Below are 15,554 nucleotides of genomic sequence, written 5' to 3'. Positions count from 1 at the left end.
GCTGATATTTTACAGAGTAAGACTTACTACGCTAGTGTACATATGAGTCGTAAGGTAGCGAGCGTTTGTAACTAATTGAAGATGCAGCTAACAATCTAAAAGTGATAATAGAGGGAAGATGCATGAAAGGCGTTATCTTTAGAGGGCTTGAGGCACTGGTTATTGAAAAATGTGGCATGGCTGCATGGGACGACTTACTTGAAAAAATGCACCTGAAGGTCGTGTTTATATTTCTGCAGAAAGTTATCCAGATGAAGAAATAGTTGGTTTGGTACAAGATGTAGCCACTGCACTTTCTATGCCAGAGGTATTAAAGGCCTTTGGAGAGTATTTATTTTCTCACTTAAAGGCACGTCATCCAAGCATTGTTGCTAACTTTAATTGTTTTGCTGATCTCATTATTGGTATTGATAAAGTAATTCATGTTGAAGTAGCTAAGCTTTATAATGAGCCTAATTTACCTGAAATTGACGCCCAAATTATTGAAGACGGGTTTATTTTAATGCGTTACAACTCTAAGCGACAGCTTTGTATGTGCGCCGAAGGGCTTATTTTTGGTGCTGCGGCTCATTATGGGGTTGATGCTAAACTTAATCATGCCCAGTGTATGCATGATGGGTTTGATTCGTGTTTAATTGAAATAAAATATGAGACTCCCCATGGCTGAAGACGACTACAATTATAAAAAAGCGTATTTGCGCGAAAAATCAGCCAGAGATCAATTAGAAACCCTACTAGAAGACAAAACACGGGCATTGTTTATTGTTAATCAAGAGCTGGAAGAAAAGCTCGAAACGGTTAAAAACCAACAAATAACCTTAATGCAAAGCGAAAAAATGGCCACGCTAGGGACACTCTCTGCTGGGATGGCCCACGAAATAACCCGCTTGCTTACATAACCAGCAATGTAGAAAGTATAAATTTATAAAGCCCGTGTTGGTTTCGTTAATGACGGCGGCTCAACAAATTGTAGATATATCGATTTCAGTATCGCAGTTAGAGTCTATTTTAGTTCAGCTCAATCAAGAGAACGATTTAAGCTTTATTGTGGACGATATTGATGACTTAGTTGATGATACCCAAGAGGGATTAGAGCGTATAGCTCATATTGTTAGTAACCTTGTCGACTTTGCAAGCCTAAAAGACAACGTAACTGCAATGGCAGATATTACAGAATCACTCAATGGCACACTAAAACTACTCGACAACCAGCTAGGGACGTGTGCTATAGAGTTACACATTGAAAAGTTACCTCTAACACGGTGTAATATTTCATCTATGAAACAAGTGTTTGTAAACTTATTAATTAATGCCAAACACGCCTGCGACGATTTGCGCGATCAGCAAGGAAAAATAAGTGTTAAGCTGTTTGCCAATGAAAACAATATTTACATAGAAGTGGCAGATAACGGCTGTGGGATGGGCGCTGGTACACTTAAACAAATGTTCGATCCTTTCTTTACCACTAAACCCGTAGGCCAAGGCACAGGTATGGGAATGGCTATAGTTTACAATGTACTTAAAGAGCACAATGGCACTATAGAGGTTGAAAGTGAAGTGGGTAAGGGGTCTTTAATACGTTGTGTAATACCTATTACTACATAACTTTGTAAGCTTAAAGTTTTAAAATGTAGGCATGACTACAAAGTGTGTTGTGGCTATTGAGCGTAGGTATAAGTATCTTAACTCGATACTTCTTGTCCGCCGTGTTGCTCGGCTAAATCATCAAGTTCGGCAACGGTATAATCAAATCCGCTTTCATCATATTCGTAGCTTACTTTAACGCTGTCGCCGCCATTAAAAAGACGTGTTTTTACGTCATTGACTGGCCAATCTTTTAATTCGTGTAAAAAGCGGTTGGCTACTTGAGATGACTCAAACCGGTAACTAATCTCTGTTTTCATAAATAATAATACCCTGATAATTTTACCCCCGTAGTTTGTTGATTTTTACCAAGGAGTCAAGTTATCTACTTTAAAAGGGCAATAAATTATGACTTTATAGATACTTATCGGTCATAGTAATCTAAATTGGAGTGTTAACAGTATAAAGCTGTTTAAAAAACAATAACCATATAACAATAACGGAGTAGGCAATAAAATATTTAGTGACCTTAGTTGGGCTTATCGCTTTTTTAATGGTGGTACTACCGGGACCTCTTTATAAATTTAATATGGTTGAGCTAGGTACTGCCTTTGCTGGTTTTAGGTTAGGCGTTTATGTTGGTGGGGCAGCATTAGCCTTATTGTTAGTTCAAGTGCTATTCATGCGTAAAACAGTGAGCCTAACCAGTGCAGTGATCACGGTTATTTTTGCAGCTGTTGCTATTGCAATGCCGATTAACATGATGAATACAGCAAAAAGTGTTCCGCCAATTCATGATATTTCTACCGATTTAATTAACCCACCTAAGTTTGTTGCGGTTGTGCCTTTACGTGCTGATGCACCTAACCCTGTTGCTTACGCGGGTGAAGAAACGGCAGCGCAGCAACGTGAAGCGTACCCAGGACTAAAACCGCTCGAGTACAACCAAACCCAAACAGAGCTGGTGGCAGCAATTACTAAAGCCATGGAAAACTTAGGCTGGGAACTGGTTAATAGTGATGTTAATAATGGCATTGTTGAAGCAACAGACACCACGACCTGGTTTGGCTTTAAAGACGATGTTGTGGTTCGTATTAACGATAAAGGCAGTAAGCGTGTGGTCGACATACGTAGTAAATCACGCATTGGTAAAAGTGATTTAGGTAAAAATGCACAGCGTATTAAAACACTGATTGAAGAGTTAAATGCCGTTGTTGTGGAATAATTGAATACTAATAAACAGCCCTTGCATTTTTCAGGGCTATTTGCAGTTGCACATGATCAGCTTATGTTCATAGCTGACAGTGCATACTGTGGATGATTTTTAATAAACTATGGAGTTATTATGAAAACAGTCGGATATGCAGCAAAAAGCCAAGGTTCTGAGCTTACAGAGTTTTCTTTTGAGCGCCGCGATTTACGAAATAACGATGTAGCAATAGAAATTTTATATTGTGGTGTGTGCCATTCAGACTTACACGCAGTGCGTAACGACTGGGGGGGTAGTAATTACCCATTAGTTCCTGGGCACGAAATTGTAGGTAAAGTAATATCAGTCGGTAGTGATGTAAAAAAATACAAACAAGGCGATACAGTTGCCGTAGGGTGTATGGTTGACTCCTGCCAAAGCTGTGACCAATGTGATAATCACGAAGAGCAATTTTGTCGTGAAGGCATGGTCGGTACTTACAGCGGGACCGATAGAGTTAACGGCGAAATGACTCAAGGTGGTTACTCTAAACACGTTGTAGTACGCGAAGAGTTTGTATTATCAGTGCCTGAAAACTTAGAATTATCGCGCGTGGCGCCGTTACTTTGCGCCGGTATTACTACTTATTCACCGTTACATAAATGGGGTGTAAAAACAGGTAGCCGTGTTGCAGTGGTAGGCCTTGGTGGATTAGGTCATATGGCGGTTAAAAATGCAGTAGCAATGGGGGCAACAGTTACTGTTATTGGTCGTACTGAGTCTAAAAAAGAAGATGCAATTAAGCTCGGCGCACAGCATTATTTAGTATCAAACAATGATGATGAAATGAAAAATGCGCAGTCAGCGTTTGATGTCATTATTGATACCGTGCCTGTAAAGCATGACTTATCAATTTACACACCACTACTTGATATCGATGGCACGTTAGTGATTGTTGGCCAAGTAGGCCCAGTAGATGAGCTAAACACAGTTCCTCTTTTAATGGGTCGTCGTCGTGTGGCTGGTTCGTTAATTGGCGGAATTGCAGAAACACAGCAAATGCTTGATTTTTGTGGTGAGCACAACGTACTGCCAGAGTGTGAAATGATCAACATAGACGAAATTAACACCGCTTATGAGCGTATGGAACGCTCTGATGTGCGATACCGTTTTGTTATTGATATGTCATCTATTAGCGTTTAATACGCTAAAGAGTAAAATGTAAAAAGAGCCGCTTAGCGGCTCTTTTTGTTTTTATTAACAAGGCTGTGCCTGTTTAGTTTTGTTGCCGCTAATTTGTATATAACTAAGCAGCCACATTAACAGCCCACCTAAAAATAAAGCCGCAGCAACATAGCCTGTTTGATTTGGCGCTGCCCCTTTTGCAATAGCAATGCCGCCAACCCAAGGGCCAATAGCATTTGCAATATTAAACGCACACTGCACTAATGCCCCAATCATGGCGTGGCCGTCAGGTGATACATCCATTAATAGCGTTTGCACTAAGGTTGATAGCCCTAAGCTGCAGCCAATAAAAAATATAACCGCATACAGCAGATAAATATTATAGCTGGCACTGACATATGCAAATGCAAAAACAATGGTAGAGGCAAGCGTAAATCCGGTGGTTTTAATCGCTGATTTATCGGCAGCTTTACCTAGTACGTAATTACCGAGCGTAGAGCCAATACCAAACATCACCATAGCAATTGAAATTGTATAGGGCGCGCTCTGAGTGACCTCTAAGATCGTATCGGCCACATAGGTATAAATACAAAATACGCCACCAAAGCCAATAATAACAATCCCTAATATTGACCAAACCAGTTTGTTTTTTAGCACCCCTAATTCGTTGAGTAAGTTAGAAGTATGGGTGTTTTTAACATTAGGCACCACGTTATACACAAAAATAAAGGCAATAAACGCCAACACCCCAGCTGCAGCGAGGCAATAACGCCAACTAAGATTTTGCCCAACCAATGTCACCACCGGCACACCAACGATAGTGGCTATGGTTAAGCCCATAAACACTTTTGACATAAAGCTAGCGCGTTTTCCTTGCGGTGCTATATCAGAGGCCAGTAATAACGCGGCACCAAAATAAGCGCCATGGGGAAGGCCACTTAAAAACCTAAACAGCACCAGTTGTTCTAACGAGGTCGCTAATGCACTTAAACTGTTTGAAATACACATTAAGCTTAAAAATAATAATAGCGCTCGTCGTTTTCGCATATTTGCCGTTGCCAACATTAAAATGGGTGCGCCAACCACCACCCCAAGAGCATAAGCACTAATAGCATAACCACTTTGTGACGGAGTACTGCCAAATGCCTCACTAATTAATGGCAACATAGGCATCATAGAAAATTCAGATAACCCCAAAATAAAAGTACCCAACGCCAGCACAATTAAAATAGCGGTTCTATTGGGCTGACCCGACGGCGATGTAGTATCAACGGCCATATAAAATCCTTGAAGATAATAAATAAAATTTAATAACAAACTAAATGCCAGTGCGTTTAAAAATAAAGCACACGCGCTTATTTAGTTGAATGTGGAAATGAGGAGTAAAGAGACGTGCATTTTAAATTAAAAGCTCTCTTTCGTCATGGACTAAACCATAATTTAAGATGAATAAAATTTAACTTAAGCCAACCAAAGGATGGTTAAGTAAGTTCAGCAAAGTATTAACGCAATCAAAAATAAGCAGTGTTAAATTTAAAATGTAATGTTAACTTGACTTTTTGTAAGGCATGAATGATATTTGTAAAATAAACATTACTTTTAAAAACAGGATAAAGGCAATGAAAGCAGAATTAAATTTAAAACAACGCCAAATTAAAAATACCAGTTACCTAGCTAAATGGACCTTAATATGGCTTTTTACTTTAGCTATTTGCAGCTTTGGCCCCACTTTAATCTGGGATCGTTCAGCGCTAATTAGTGGCTTTTTTATTATTATAAATTTGGCTGCTGGCGTAGGGATGATTTTAGCCAACAAGCGCTATTTGCAAGGCATGGATGAATTAATGCAAAAAATACATCTCAGTGCCATGGGGTTTACCTTAGGTGCAGTGTTAGTAGGCGGGCTGGCATACACCAATTTAAAATTGAGTGGTTTAATTGATTTTAAAGCGCAAATACCCGACTTAATGTTTTTAATGGGGGCGGTGTATTTAATTAGTGTGTATGTGCTTAATAAACACTATTGCGCAGGTGATGAATGAAAAATAGATTAAAAGTGTTAAGAGCCGAGCATAATTTCACTCAAGCAAAGTTGGCCGAGCTGTTGGATGTATCGCGCCAAACGATTAATGCCATTGAAAAGGGCAAGTTCGATCCCAGCTTGCCACTGGCTTTTAAGGCCGCAAGGTTGTTTAAACTTAAAATAGAAGACATTTTTGATGACGAACAGGATTAAAAATTAACAAAGTGCGACAATATGTCGCGCTTTTTAACTTGCCGCAGCACGTATAATTTACCCACAAAATTTTTGTGGTAAATCAATAATGACTGATAAAAAAAATCCCCTAACCTCCTATTTAGTATCGCCTTTGGCACTTGTTATAAGTGGCGTACTATCGCCTGTTGCCTTTGCAGATGACGCCTCAATTGAAGTTATTGAAGTACACGGTCAAGCACAAAACAAACACCTATCGTTAGGTTCATCTGAATGGTTATTAACTGATTTAGGTGTGGACTTTTCAGCCGCCGGTGGCATGGCTAACTTACCTGTTTTAAATGGTTTAATGGGCGATAGAGTGGCGGTACTGGTCGATGGAGCGCAAATCAACGCCGCCTGTGCTAACCAAATGAACCCGCCACTGTCGTATATTTCAGCCAATCAAATTAGTAGCTACAAAGTAATTGCGGGTATTTCTCCAGTAAGCGCCGGTGGCGATAATATTGCAGGGGTGATCGCGGTTAATTCTATTTCACCCCAGTACAGTGAAAGCAAGCAACTTGGCTGGCACTCTGGCTACGTATCAGCCCAATACAATACGCTAGATAGCGGCAAAAAGGTCGGCGCAGGTATGCGCATTGCCAGCGATGTATTCAGTTTTAATTATCAAGGTGCGTTTAGCGATGCTAACAGTTATGAAGATGGTAACGGCGATTTAGTGCTCGATACCCTGTACCGCGCGCAAAACCATAGTTTAAGTGCTGCCATGCGCGATGATAAGCAAGAATTAGTGGTTAAGCTAAGCCATCAAAAAATACCCTATCAAGGCTTTGCTAACCAATATATGGATATGACAGATAACACCAGCTATGGCGCTGTTGCCCAGTATAAGCGTGCTTTTACAAACAGTGAGCTTGAAGCGCAGTTAAACTGGCATAGCGTAAAGCATGAAATGGGCTTTTTCAGCGCAGAAAAAACCGGAAAAATGCCAATGAAAACCGACGCCGAAGATATAAGCACTCAGTTAAAATGGCGATTAGCGCTTGATAACAACAGCCAGTTATTACTCGCCCAAGAGTACCATTATATGAATATTGATGATTGGTGGCCTGCGGTTGAAGGCTCAATGATGATGGGGCCAAATGACTACAACAATATTAATAACGGCCGGCGTCAGCGTATTGCCCTGCTTGCTGAATATGAAAGCCAACTAAATACTCGCTGGTGGTTAAATGCAGGCATTCGATTTGAAAATGTAATGACCAACACCGACGATGTACAAGCATACAACGCAGGTATGGCCGCTAAAGAGTTTAATGGTCAGAACAAAAAACAAACAGACAACCTAGTCGATGCAAACGTGCTGATTAACTATCAACTAAGCAATAATGACGAGTTACAAATTGGTTTAGCTCGTAAAAATCGTGCGCCTAATTTATACGAACGCTACAGCTGGGGCGTAGGTAATATGGCCACCACTATGATTGGATGGTACGGCGATGGCAACGGCTATATTGGTAATATAAACCTTAAACCAGAAACCGCACACACGCTTAGCAGCACGTACACCCGCATGGCAAAAGACGACAGCTGGCGTATCAGTGCTAATGCATGGGTGAGCGACGTGAATGACTATATTGACGCCAATATAGTAAGAAGCTTTAACCGCACAGCGCTTGCTGCCAATACTCGTAATGTACTTATGTTTAATAACCTAGATGCCACGCTTTATGGAGTAAAGCTAGATGCGGTTTTAGCACTGCATGAGTCTAAGCAGTATGGTAGCTGGTCGTTAAAAGCTAATATTAGCAACACCCGTGGTAAGCGCGACGATACTAATCAGCCGCTTTATCAAATTAAGCCGCTGCAAACCCAATTTGCGATTAACCAGCAAGTTGGCCGCTTTGAAAACGCTCTCACGTGGCAGTGGGTCGATAGTAAAACCCGCGTAGATAGCAACCGCCTAGAAAACCAAACTGAGCAGTATCATTTACTTAATTTAAGCTCTAAAGCCAGTTGGGATGCATTGACCGTGAGTGTTGATATTACCAACCTGCTTGATGAGTATTATGAATTACCATTAGGTGGCGTAAGTATTGCAGAATTTAAACAAGATATGTCGCAAGGCTTTAATCAATTAGCTGGGCAGGGGCGCTCTATAAATTTAGCCATGAGTTACGCGTTTTAAGATGAGAGAGTAAGTTAGTACCAGCCGTCAGATTCGATTTTAGGTTAATCGAGTCTGACGGTTTATTGCCATTAATTTTTAAGTTTGCTTGTGACAAAATTCTATAAACTGCGTTAACAGTGGGTTTTTGTATTTGTCTTTATGCATCACTAACCAAAACTGCCTTTGCATGGAGTGGTTTAAGTTAAGCTGCGTAACGCGGCCATCGTTTAAAGCGTACTGTGCCGCGAGTGACGATAAACACCCCAGCCCTAACCCTTCTGCAACGCTGTTGATCAATGCCTCTGTGGTATTGAGCTCAAAGCTTTGACTCCAATTATCGATATGCGTAGCAAGGTTTTGTAAAAAGAAGGAACGCGAGCCTGAACCAGTTTCTCTTAATACCCATTGGCTACGATTAAAGTCGTTAAAGCTAAGTTGCTTTTTTGCAGCCAATGGGTGGTTTATTGGCGCAATAATACACATGGCGTCATGGCTAAACACATTAGAGACTAAATCGCTTTGGTGGGCTTGGCCCTCAATAAGTGCTATATCGAGCTCGTAATCTATAAGTTTTTGACAAATAAGCGTCGAATTGGAAATCAGTATTTGTTGCGAGTAATGCTGTTGCTGCGCTCTAAAGTTGCTTAACAAAGCAGGCAATACATGATTACCAATCGTGTCGCTGGCACCAATTTTTAAAGTTCCGCCGGCAGGAGCGTTGTCTAAAAACAAGTTATCGATAGTATTTGCCCGATTTAATAGTTCATCAGCAAGGGGCAGTAGTTTTTGCCCTTCTTGATTTAATAATAAGCGATTATTTACACGATCAAATAATGGATGGCCTAACTGCTTTTCAAGTTCGCTAAGCGCCATACTCACCGCCGCTTTAGATAGAAACAATGATTCAGACGCTGCTGTAAGGGAGCTGTGCTGGGTTATGCCTACAAATACTTTAAGTTGCTTAAGTGAAATATTCATTATGCTATGTTTAGTTTGCCTGAACGTGTGTTCTGTATAATTAGATTTAACTTAACAAAATGCAAGCGTAAACTTCTCTGTAAGTTACAACCACAGGGTGGAATAGAGATGTTTAAACATATAAAAACAAAAGTATCTGGTGCACCAACACCAATGGGCGGTTTGGCATTAGGTATTGCCAGCCTAGGTTGGGCTTGGGAGAGTATGGCTAACCTAAATGGCGTAGCACAATATGCCGGTGCCGCTATTGCGAGCGTATTATTGCTATTGTTAACACTTAAGTTTTTATTACATCCTAAGCTGCTTAAAGCCGATTTAGCCCATCCGGTTGTGGGAAGTGTGGTGCCTACTTTTGCTATGGCTACTTTAGTGGTGTCTAATTCTTTAAGGCAGTTTTACTCCCTTGCGGGAGATGTGCTTTGGGTTGGTGCATTTTTATTGCATTTGGTGTTTTTAATAAGCTTTATTGCTCATCGCGTGATTGAATTTAAAATTGAGCATATGGTGCCAAGCTGGTTTGTACCGCCGGTTGGGATCATTGTTGCCGATGTCGCGTTTTCAGGGAATCCGGCTCTGCTATTTTTAGCACAAGGGGCGCTTTATTTTGGCATGCTGATGTATGCAGTTATGTTGCCTATGATGATTTACCGGATCATTTTTGCTGCGCACATTCCTGATGCTGCGCAACCTACACTGGCTATTTTAGCGGCGCCAGCAAGTTTATCGTTAGCTGGTTACTTTACAGTTATCAGCGAGCCGTCACCGGTTATTATTGGCTTGTTATTTGGAATTGCGGTACTGATGACCTTTATAATTTACGTCGCATTTTTTAAATTACTGCGCCGTCCATTTTGCCCAGGTTACGCTGCCTTTACTTTCCCTATGGTTATTGGTGCTACTGCGTTATTTAAACTCGCCGCATGGATGCATGCAGAGGGTATTGATTTACAGTTTGTTAAACAAATACAGTATTTAGCAACGTTTGAACTGATTGTGGCAAGTGGGGTAGTTTGCTATGTGGCGGTTCGTTATTTGGCTCACTTTAAGCTTTTTAACACTCAATTTAAGCCTCTCACCCTATCGCAATAACAATTAAACGCTTGTTTGCACTACTTCGTTGGCCGCGTGCTCAATTGCTTGTTCGGCATCTTGCTCAGCAAGCTTTGCGCGCTCTGCTTTTGAAACATAAGTCGGTTTGTTGCTTTTATGCAGCTTGGCATTAGCGCGCTTATCTTTCTTTTGAAACTTAGTAACGATTTTTTTTCTGCGATTCATGATTAACCCCGTAATTTTGAGCTGCGCATTATACAGGCATCTTGTTCAAAGCTGTTAGATAAATTATAAGCTTTGCTTGTGGGTCTGCCGCAAAGCGCTGTTTGTCACTTTACAAGGAGGTTATAATTAGTGTTCTTTGTTGTTAATTAAATGGAATCTGTTTTGAACAAGCTAGCTTTAGCAAGTATTGCCTTATGTGCATTTAGCGCTCATGCACAATTAAATAAACACAGTGAAAGCGTGGCCGATTACGCAGTTAATAACTATCAAAATGCACAGGTGCATACGCTTACTAATTTAGTATCGTTTCCTACGGTTAATAAAAGTGAGATCAGCGCACCACAAAACCCCGACTTTATAGGCTTTAAAGCGTTATTAAAAATGAAAGCCGCTGAACTTGGCTTTGACTACCAAGATTTAGGCTATACCGTACTCATAGGCATGGGTGAGCAAAAAGAAAAAGTAACCATAGTGACTCACGGTGATGTACAACCTGCAAACGCCAGCAAATGGAAACAAAGCCCATTTATTATTGATACCTCAGAGCCGGGTAAATTAGTTGGCCGAGGTACCGAAGACGATAAAGGCGCTATAGCCACCGCTTTATATGCGATGAAAGCCATAAAAGATAAAGCCATAAAAGATAAAGGCATAACCCTTGATAACCGCATTGAGCTGATGGTTTATTTGGCCGAGGAGTCTGATTGGGGGCCGTTAACTGAGTTTATGAAAACTTATCAGCAACCAAAGTATGCGATAACCATTGATGCCTCATACCCTGTAGTGGTTGCTGAAAAAGGCTGGAGCTTAATTGCGCCAACATTTGATGCAACATCACCACAAACAGGTGTGTATGTCAGCAATGTAACGGGTGGTGCCTTTGCTAGCCAAATCCCTGAAGATGCCAGCTTAACTTTGCATAATGCGAGTCCTGAATTGGTGGCTCAATTAAAACAAACAGCCAAGGTTCTTAAGCAAGTAGAATTTACCTTTGATGATCAAACAGATGGAACTTTAATTAGTGTTAAAGGCATGTCGGCTCACTCATCTGAGCCAGAGTCAGGTGTTAACGCCATTGCTTATTTGGCTGAACTATTTAAAGCCGTTGAGCTTGAAAACAACAGCGATGGGCAGCTCATTAAGTTTGTAAATCAGCTAATTGGCCTAGATATTCACGGTAAACAGTTTGGTGAAATTGCTTATGAACATAACTTTATGGGGCCAATGACCGTAGCGCCTACGGTTATTGAACGTGAGGGTAATAACCTAACGTTAGCGGTTAATGCTCGTCGTCCTATGGGTAAAGAGGCTGACTTACTAAAACAGCAAATTAATAGTGCGCTTACTCAATGGCAAGCTGATAATAAAGTAACATTAGCCAATGTTAAAACCACCATTGGTACACCCATGTTACTTGATGACGCGCCCCATGCGCAGAAGTTACTTGATATTTTTAAACACTTTACTGGCGATCAAGACGCAGATTTTGTCTCTATTGGTGGTGGTACCAACGCTAAGTTATTTGATAATGCCGTATCGTTTGGCCCATCTATGCCGGGCAAACGCTACACCGGGCACTCAGAACATGAGTTTATTACCCTTGAGCAATTAGCACTTAATTTACGTATGTACACCGCAATGATGATAGAGCTGGGGAATATGTGATTTTGGATATATAACCTATATCTAATACGAAAAAACCGCCGTAACGGCGGTTTTTTTTATAGCAACGGTGTGCTATTGAAAATCAACTTCTGGCAAGCATTCAAATCCAGGTTTTGCAAATAAATAACCTTGCATTAGCTCAATACCTGCGTGTTTTAACCACTGATATTCTTCAACGGTTTCAATGCCTTCAGCCAGAGCTGTAACATTTAGCGCGCTAAACATGTTTAAACAGTGGGTAACGATTGCCTGGCGATTTTTATCTTTGTCGATATTTCTGATCAGCGCCATATCAAGCTTGATAATATCAGTTTGAAAATCGGCTAATAGGTTTAATCCAGAATAGCCTGAACCAAAGTCATCGGTGGCTGTTTTAAAGCCTAATTCTTGGTAATAGCTCACAACACGTTTTACATGTGCGCTGTCTTCTATTTTTTCGACTTCTGTAAATTCAAACATAATATTTGTTGTAGGGAAGTTATACTTTTTAGCGGCTTCTAGGGTGGTACGAATACAACGCTCTGGCTTGTAGATAGCGTTTGGTAAAAAGTTAATACTAAGCATCGAATCTACACCTAGCTTTGATGCAAGTGCAATCGCTTTAATTCTGCATAACTGATCAAACGTATAGCGGTTAGTATCGTTAACACGAGAAATAATAGAGTAGGCCGATTCATTATTTAAACCACGGACAAGTGCTTCATATCCAAAAATAGTATTATTTTGACAATTTACAATAGGCTGAAATGCCATGGTAAAGTCAAAATCTAGTTCATTCGAATCAGCGCAATTGCTACAAGAAACTTTTTCGCAATTTAGTGATTTATCATTCATTCATCGTACCCTTTGTTTTAACCTACAAAATAAGGTGTGGTTAAGCCTGCCCTTAATCCTAACAAAGTATTGATATTTTACATAATCTATTTAACTGTTTTTGTTTAACCTTTTTGTAACTCACTGCGATTAAATAGTGCCTTTATTTCTATGATTAATGAAAAAGTAGCAATAAGGTTATGGCTTTTTTACATGCGCATAACCTTACTTTTCATGAGCTTTAAGCGCTTTGCGCCTAGCTTAATACACTCGGTATTTACTTAAGTGTGGCGTTAAGCGAAATCTCAGTATTTAATAATTTTGAGATAGGGCAGCCTTTTTTGGTTTGTTCGCACAATGCTTGAAATTGCTCATTTGAAATATCTGCAATGGTTGCATTTACTTCAAGGGCAATGTGCGTCACGGCAAAGCCATCATCCACTTCATTTAAACTAACCACTGCTTCGGTGTTTATGTTCTCAGCGGTAAAGCCCGCTTCACCAAGTGCCAGCGATAAAGCCATACCAAAACAGGCACTATGTGCTGCACCCACTAACTCCTCTGGGTTTGAGCCTGGCTTATCTTCAAAGCGAGTATTAAACCCATACGGCTGGTTATCGAGAGCACCACTTTGAGTTGATATAGTGCCTTTACCACTTTTAATATCGCCAGACCAATTTGAGCTTGCCGTTTTTTTAATTGTCATCATGTTCTCCTTGTTGAGGGTGTAGGCTTTTTAGGTTAATTAGTCATACCGTGTAGTGTTTGCAATACGTTGTAAACACTACACGGTAAAACAGCTAAAAAGCGTTATTTACATAGATAGTTGCAAAATAGAAGCCAAATAATTTAATAAACAAAACTCACGTTACGTTTGGGATTATTTATTATCCCGAATTTAAGTTATGTCAGCTATTTGCAGGTGATAAGGAGGCGTACTTTCACGGTTTTGAAACGCTAAAATAGCGTTGTTTTTAATTATTCCGTGTTCAATATTGATAGCGCGGCGAATGGTTTCGTCTTTTTGCCATTGCTCTGGACCGGCTAAAACAGTTGGCAAGTATACAATGAGCGCGGCAGAAATAGAGCGCGTTGCACTTTCCCATAAGTAGCTAGGGGTATGATCAACCGCGTAATAATCCGTGGTTTTATAGCTAAACATCGGGTGTTTAAATGTTGTTGGCTTTGCAAAAAAGAATCCCATTCCTTCATCACAACTTACATCTATTATAAGGCTATTGGGTTTTAAGCAATTGGCTTCAGATTCAATCACAAAATTGACGGGGTTTGCGGTTTCTTGGTAGGTGCCATTAACAATAATGTCAGCTTCGCTAATAAGCTCAGTAAGCGGGCGCTGCGACCCATCGTGCTCAACCACCATCATGCGATCTTCGCCTTCAATGCCTGGGCGTACTTTAACATAATGACAATCAAGTACTTCTTCACGCACTTCATGATCGGGGCGCTGTATACAAATTGTAATATCTCTAAAACCATGAGCTTTTAATGCATAAATAGCGCCTCGGCTAACAGCGCCAAAACTAAAAATAATGGTTTTACGTTGATTACCGTAATGGCCATCAATGCCTTTTAGTTGCAGAGCATGTAACACCGCACAATAACCGCCATTTCATTGTTTTTATAAAAAGTATGACGGCCAACATTTCCCTGTGGTGACCATACAAACATGTCTTCAAAGGCAATAAGAGTAAGCTTTCTATCAAGGGCAGCTTGGGTAATTGCTTGTTGTTGTACGCAATGTACATAGCCCCAAATTGTGCCGCCTTCTTTAAGTTCTTGTAAATCAGCAAGCACTGGTTTGGCAATAATGACGGTGCCTAATTGGGTTAAAATATCACTGCGGGTGGCAATGCCGCCTGTCAGTGCTGCAATTTCTTCGTCGCTCATATTAAATGCCGCGCCATAACCTTGCTCAAAAATCATATTTTTTCTGAGTTTTTCAGGTATACGCATTAAATGCGCAGGATGAATAGGGTAGCGTCTTTCATCTGTTTTACGTGATGTTCCAATTACGCCAATAGTTAATTCACTCATGCTATATCCTTGATTAAAGTATACTGAGTTTATAAACGAATAATGCTACATCGCTAACAAACAAAGAGGGGTTTTACAGGCAAGCTCACGCCATGGCTGTAAAAATAATGCTTGGTAAAGGGTGTTCTTTTAATTAGCTGTGCTAGGTGTAATGAATGTTGAGCAGGCAGAGGGTAGAGTGTTAACTTGCATTGAATAACAAGTTGAAACGTTAACCACTATAACAGCTATGTAAGATATAAAGTGAGATTAAAGCGAATATGCGTGTATTGGTTTTTATAAGCGGCTATTTGCTGCGTTTGCACCGCTCTGAGCAATAAATAACGTTATCCCAGTCTCGTTGCCATTTTTTACGCCACGCAAACGGTTTATTACACACAGGGCATATTTTTTCAGGTAGGGTTAGTTTTTTATGTACCATA

At 40.4% G+C, this 15,554-nt stretch carries 16 protein-coding genes and 2 pseudogenes; 9 read left to right on the top strand and 9 right to left on the bottom strand.

The features are described from left to right. Positions 1-122 precede the first annotated feature (122 nt). Positions 123-667, top strand: a pseudogene (locus CWC14_RS06475) (heme NO-binding domain-containing protein). After that, positions 660-1,605, top strand: a pseudogene (locus tag CWC14_RS06470) (sensor histidine kinase). The pseudogenes CWC14_RS06475 and CWC14_RS06470 overlap by 8 nt, the downstream one beginning before the upstream one ends. 77 nt (positions 1,606-1,682) lie before the next feature. Here the strand turns inward: CWC14_RS06470 and CWC14_RS06465 are convergent. After that, entirely contained in the window at positions 1,683-1,904 is a 222-nt protein-coding gene (locus tag CWC14_RS06465) for a hypothetical protein (protein WP_008108632.1), read from the bottom strand. A gap of 191 nt (positions 1,905-2,095) precedes the next feature. Here CWC14_RS06465 and CWC14_RS06460 point away from each other — a divergent pair, with 191 nt between their 5' ends. Both CWC14_RS06460 and CWC14_RS06455 read left to right on the top strand, forming a co-directional pair. After that, complete coding sequence (locus CWC14_RS06460) at positions 2,096-2,809, top strand: DUF1499 domain-containing protein (protein WP_138561949.1); 714 nt, start codon at positions 2,096-2,098, stop codon at positions 2,807-2,809. A gap of 120 nt (positions 2,810-2,929) precedes the next feature. After that, complete coding sequence (locus CWC14_RS06455; protein ID WP_013464412.1) at positions 2,930-3,976, top strand: NAD(P)-dependent alcohol dehydrogenase; 1,047 nt, start codon at positions 2,930-2,932, stop codon at positions 3,974-3,976. Positions 3,977-4,030: 54 nt separating this feature from the next. Here CWC14_RS06455 and CWC14_RS06450 read toward each other — a convergent pair whose 3' ends face one another. Beyond that, positions 4,031-5,236: an MFS transporter gene (locus CWC14_RS06450; RefSeq protein WP_013464413.1), complete on the bottom strand. Its 1,206-nt coding sequence runs from the start codon at positions 5,234-5,236 to the stop codon at positions 4,031-4,033. Between the two features lie 341 nt (positions 5,237-5,577). Between CWC14_RS06450 and CWC14_RS06445 the strand changes: the two genes are divergently transcribed. From CWC14_RS06445 to CWC14_RS06435, 3 genes are all read left to right on the top strand, one after another. Then, positions 5,578-6,000, top strand: coding sequence for a hypothetical protein (locus CWC14_RS06445; protein WP_249928714.1), 423 nt, complete (start codon positions 5,578-5,580; stop codon positions 5,998-6,000). After that, on the top strand, positions 5,997-6,194 hold the full coding sequence (locus CWC14_RS06440) for a helix-turn-helix transcriptional regulator (RefSeq protein WP_138561945.1): 198 nt from the start codon (positions 5,997-5,999) through the stop codon (positions 6,192-6,194). The genes CWC14_RS06445 and CWC14_RS06440 overlap by 4 nt, the downstream gene beginning before the upstream one ends. 88 nt (positions 6,195-6,282) lie before the next feature. After that, positions 6,283-8,364 carry a TonB-dependent receptor plug domain-containing protein gene (locus CWC14_RS06435; RefSeq protein ID WP_138561943.1) on the top strand — a complete coding sequence of 694 codons (2,082 nt, stop codon included), beginning with the start codon at positions 6,283-6,285 and terminating at the stop codon, positions 8,362-8,364. Positions 8,365-8,442: 78 nt separating this feature from the next. Here the strand turns inward: CWC14_RS06435 and CWC14_RS06430 are convergent, their stop codons facing one another. Further along, entirely contained in the window at positions 8,443-9,324 is an 882-nt protein-coding gene (locus tag CWC14_RS06430; protein ID WP_138561941.1) for a LysR family transcriptional regulator, read from the bottom strand. A gap of 108 nt (positions 9,325-9,432) precedes the next feature. Between CWC14_RS06430 and CWC14_RS06425 the strand changes: the two genes are divergently transcribed. Further along, entirely contained in the window at positions 9,433-10,413 is a 981-nt protein-coding gene (locus CWC14_RS06425) for a TDT family transporter (protein ID WP_138561939.1), read from the top strand. A gap of 3 nt (positions 10,414-10,416) precedes the next feature. On the opposite strand, the gene CWC14_RS06420 is transcribed toward CWC14_RS06425, so the two are convergent. Then, entirely contained in the window at positions 10,417-10,599 is a 183-nt protein-coding gene (locus CWC14_RS06420) for a DUF2986 domain-containing protein (RefSeq protein ID WP_138561937.1), read from the bottom strand. Positions 10,600-10,761: 162 nt separating this feature from the next. On the opposite strand from CWC14_RS06420, the gene CWC14_RS06415 reads away from it, so the two are divergent. Then, on the top strand, positions 10,762-12,264 hold the full coding sequence (locus CWC14_RS06415; protein WP_138561935.1) for a dipeptidase: 1,503 nt from the start codon (positions 10,762-10,764) through the stop codon (positions 12,262-12,264). A 72-nt stretch (positions 12,265-12,336) separates the two neighbouring features. Here the strand turns inward: CWC14_RS06415 and CWC14_RS06410 are convergent, their stop codons facing one another. The 5 genes from CWC14_RS06410 to CWC14_RS06395 all read right to left on the bottom strand — a co-directional run bounded on the left by CWC14_RS06410 (position 12,337) and on the right by CWC14_RS06395 (position 15,553). After that, entirely contained in the window at positions 12,337-13,098 is a 762-nt protein-coding gene (locus tag CWC14_RS06410) for an EAL domain-containing protein (protein WP_138561933.1), read from the bottom strand. A 256-nt stretch (positions 13,099-13,354) separates the two neighbouring features. Beyond that, complete coding sequence (locus tag CWC14_RS06405; protein ID WP_076921448.1) at positions 13,355-13,783, bottom strand: OsmC family protein; 429 nt, start codon at positions 13,781-13,783, stop codon at positions 13,355-13,357. A 192-nt stretch (positions 13,784-13,975) separates the two neighbouring features. Continuing rightward, the gene (locus CWC14_RS19715) at positions 13,976-14,689 is read right to left on the bottom strand and encodes a Rossmann-fold NAD(P)-binding domain-containing protein (RefSeq protein ID WP_249928713.1); all 714 of its coding nucleotides are present in this window, start codon (positions 14,687-14,689) and stop codon (positions 13,976-13,978) included. Continuing rightward, a complete protein-coding gene (locus tag CWC14_RS19710; protein ID WP_249928712.1) occupies positions 14,668-15,132 on the bottom strand; it encodes a Rossmann-fold NAD(P)-binding domain-containing protein in 465 nt (154 codons plus the stop codon). Before CWC14_RS19710 ends, CWC14_RS19715 begins: the two co-directional genes overlap by 22 nt. Positions 15,133-15,418: 286 nt before the next feature. Next, positions 15,419-15,553, bottom strand: a complete 135-nt coding sequence (locus tag CWC14_RS06395) for a DUF2256 domain-containing protein (RefSeq protein ID WP_138561931.1) — start codon at positions 15,551-15,553, stop codon at positions 15,419-15,421. Position 15,554: the final 1 nt, after the last annotated feature.

Origin of the sequence: Pseudoalteromonas sp. S3260 (assembly GCF_005886925.1) — a bacterium.
GTDB lineage: Bacteria > Pseudomonadota > Gammaproteobacteria > Enterobacterales > Alteromonadaceae > Pseudoalteromonas > Pseudoalteromonas tetraodonis.
The sequence above is the reverse complement of the archived record's forward strand: the minus strand, read 5'-3'. Positions and strand labels throughout refer to the sequence as shown.

Excerpts from the sequence above, each read along its gene's own strand:
- CWC14_RS06465 (WP_008108632.1), bottom strand. The coding sequence starts at position 1,904 with ATGAAAACAGAGATTAGTTACCGGTTTGAGTCATCTCAAGTAGCCAAC.
- CWC14_RS06445 (WP_249928714.1), top strand. The coding sequence starts at position 5,578 with ATGAAAGCAGAATTAAATTTAAAACAACGCCAAATTAAAAATACCAGT.
- CWC14_RS06440 (WP_138561945.1), top strand. The coding sequence starts at position 5,997 with ATGAAAAATAGATTAAAAGTGTTAAGAGCCGAGCATAATTTCACTCAA.
- CWC14_RS06405 (WP_076921448.1), bottom strand. The coding sequence starts at position 13,783 with ATGACAATTAAAAAAACGGCAAGCTCAAATTGGTCTGGCGATATTAAA.
- CWC14_RS06425 (WP_138561939.1), top strand. The coding sequence starts at position 9,433 with ATGTTTAAACATATAAAAACAAAAGTATCTGGTGCACCAACACCAATG.
- CWC14_RS06455 (WP_013464412.1), top strand. The coding sequence starts at position 2,930 with ATGAAAACAGTCGGATATGCAGCAAAAAGCCAAGGTTCTGAGCTTACA.
- CWC14_RS06435 (WP_138561943.1), top strand. The coding sequence starts at position 6,283 with ATGACTGATAAAAAAAATCCCCTAACCTCCTATTTAGTATCGCCTTTG.
- CWC14_RS06395 (WP_138561931.1), bottom strand. The coding sequence starts at position 15,553 with ATGGTACATAAAAAACTAACCCTACCTGAAAAAATATGCCCTGTGTGT.
- CWC14_RS06420 (WP_138561937.1), bottom strand. The coding sequence starts at position 10,599 with ATGAATCGCAGAAAAAAAATCGTTACTAAGTTTCAAAAGAAAGATAAG.
- CWC14_RS06430 (WP_138561941.1), bottom strand. The coding sequence starts at position 9,324 with ATGAATATTTCACTTAAGCAACTTAAAGTATTTGTAGGCATAACCCAG.
- CWC14_RS19710 (WP_249928712.1), bottom strand. The coding sequence starts at position 15,132 with ATGAGTGAATTAACTATTGGCGTAATTGGAACATCACGTAAAACAGAT.
- CWC14_RS06410 (WP_138561933.1), bottom strand. The coding sequence starts at position 13,098 with ATGAATGATAAATCACTAAATTGCGAAAAAGTTTCTTGTAGCAATTGC.
- CWC14_RS06450 (WP_013464413.1), bottom strand. The coding sequence starts at position 5,236 with ATGGCCGTTGATACTACATCGCCGTCGGGTCAGCCCAATAGAACCGCT.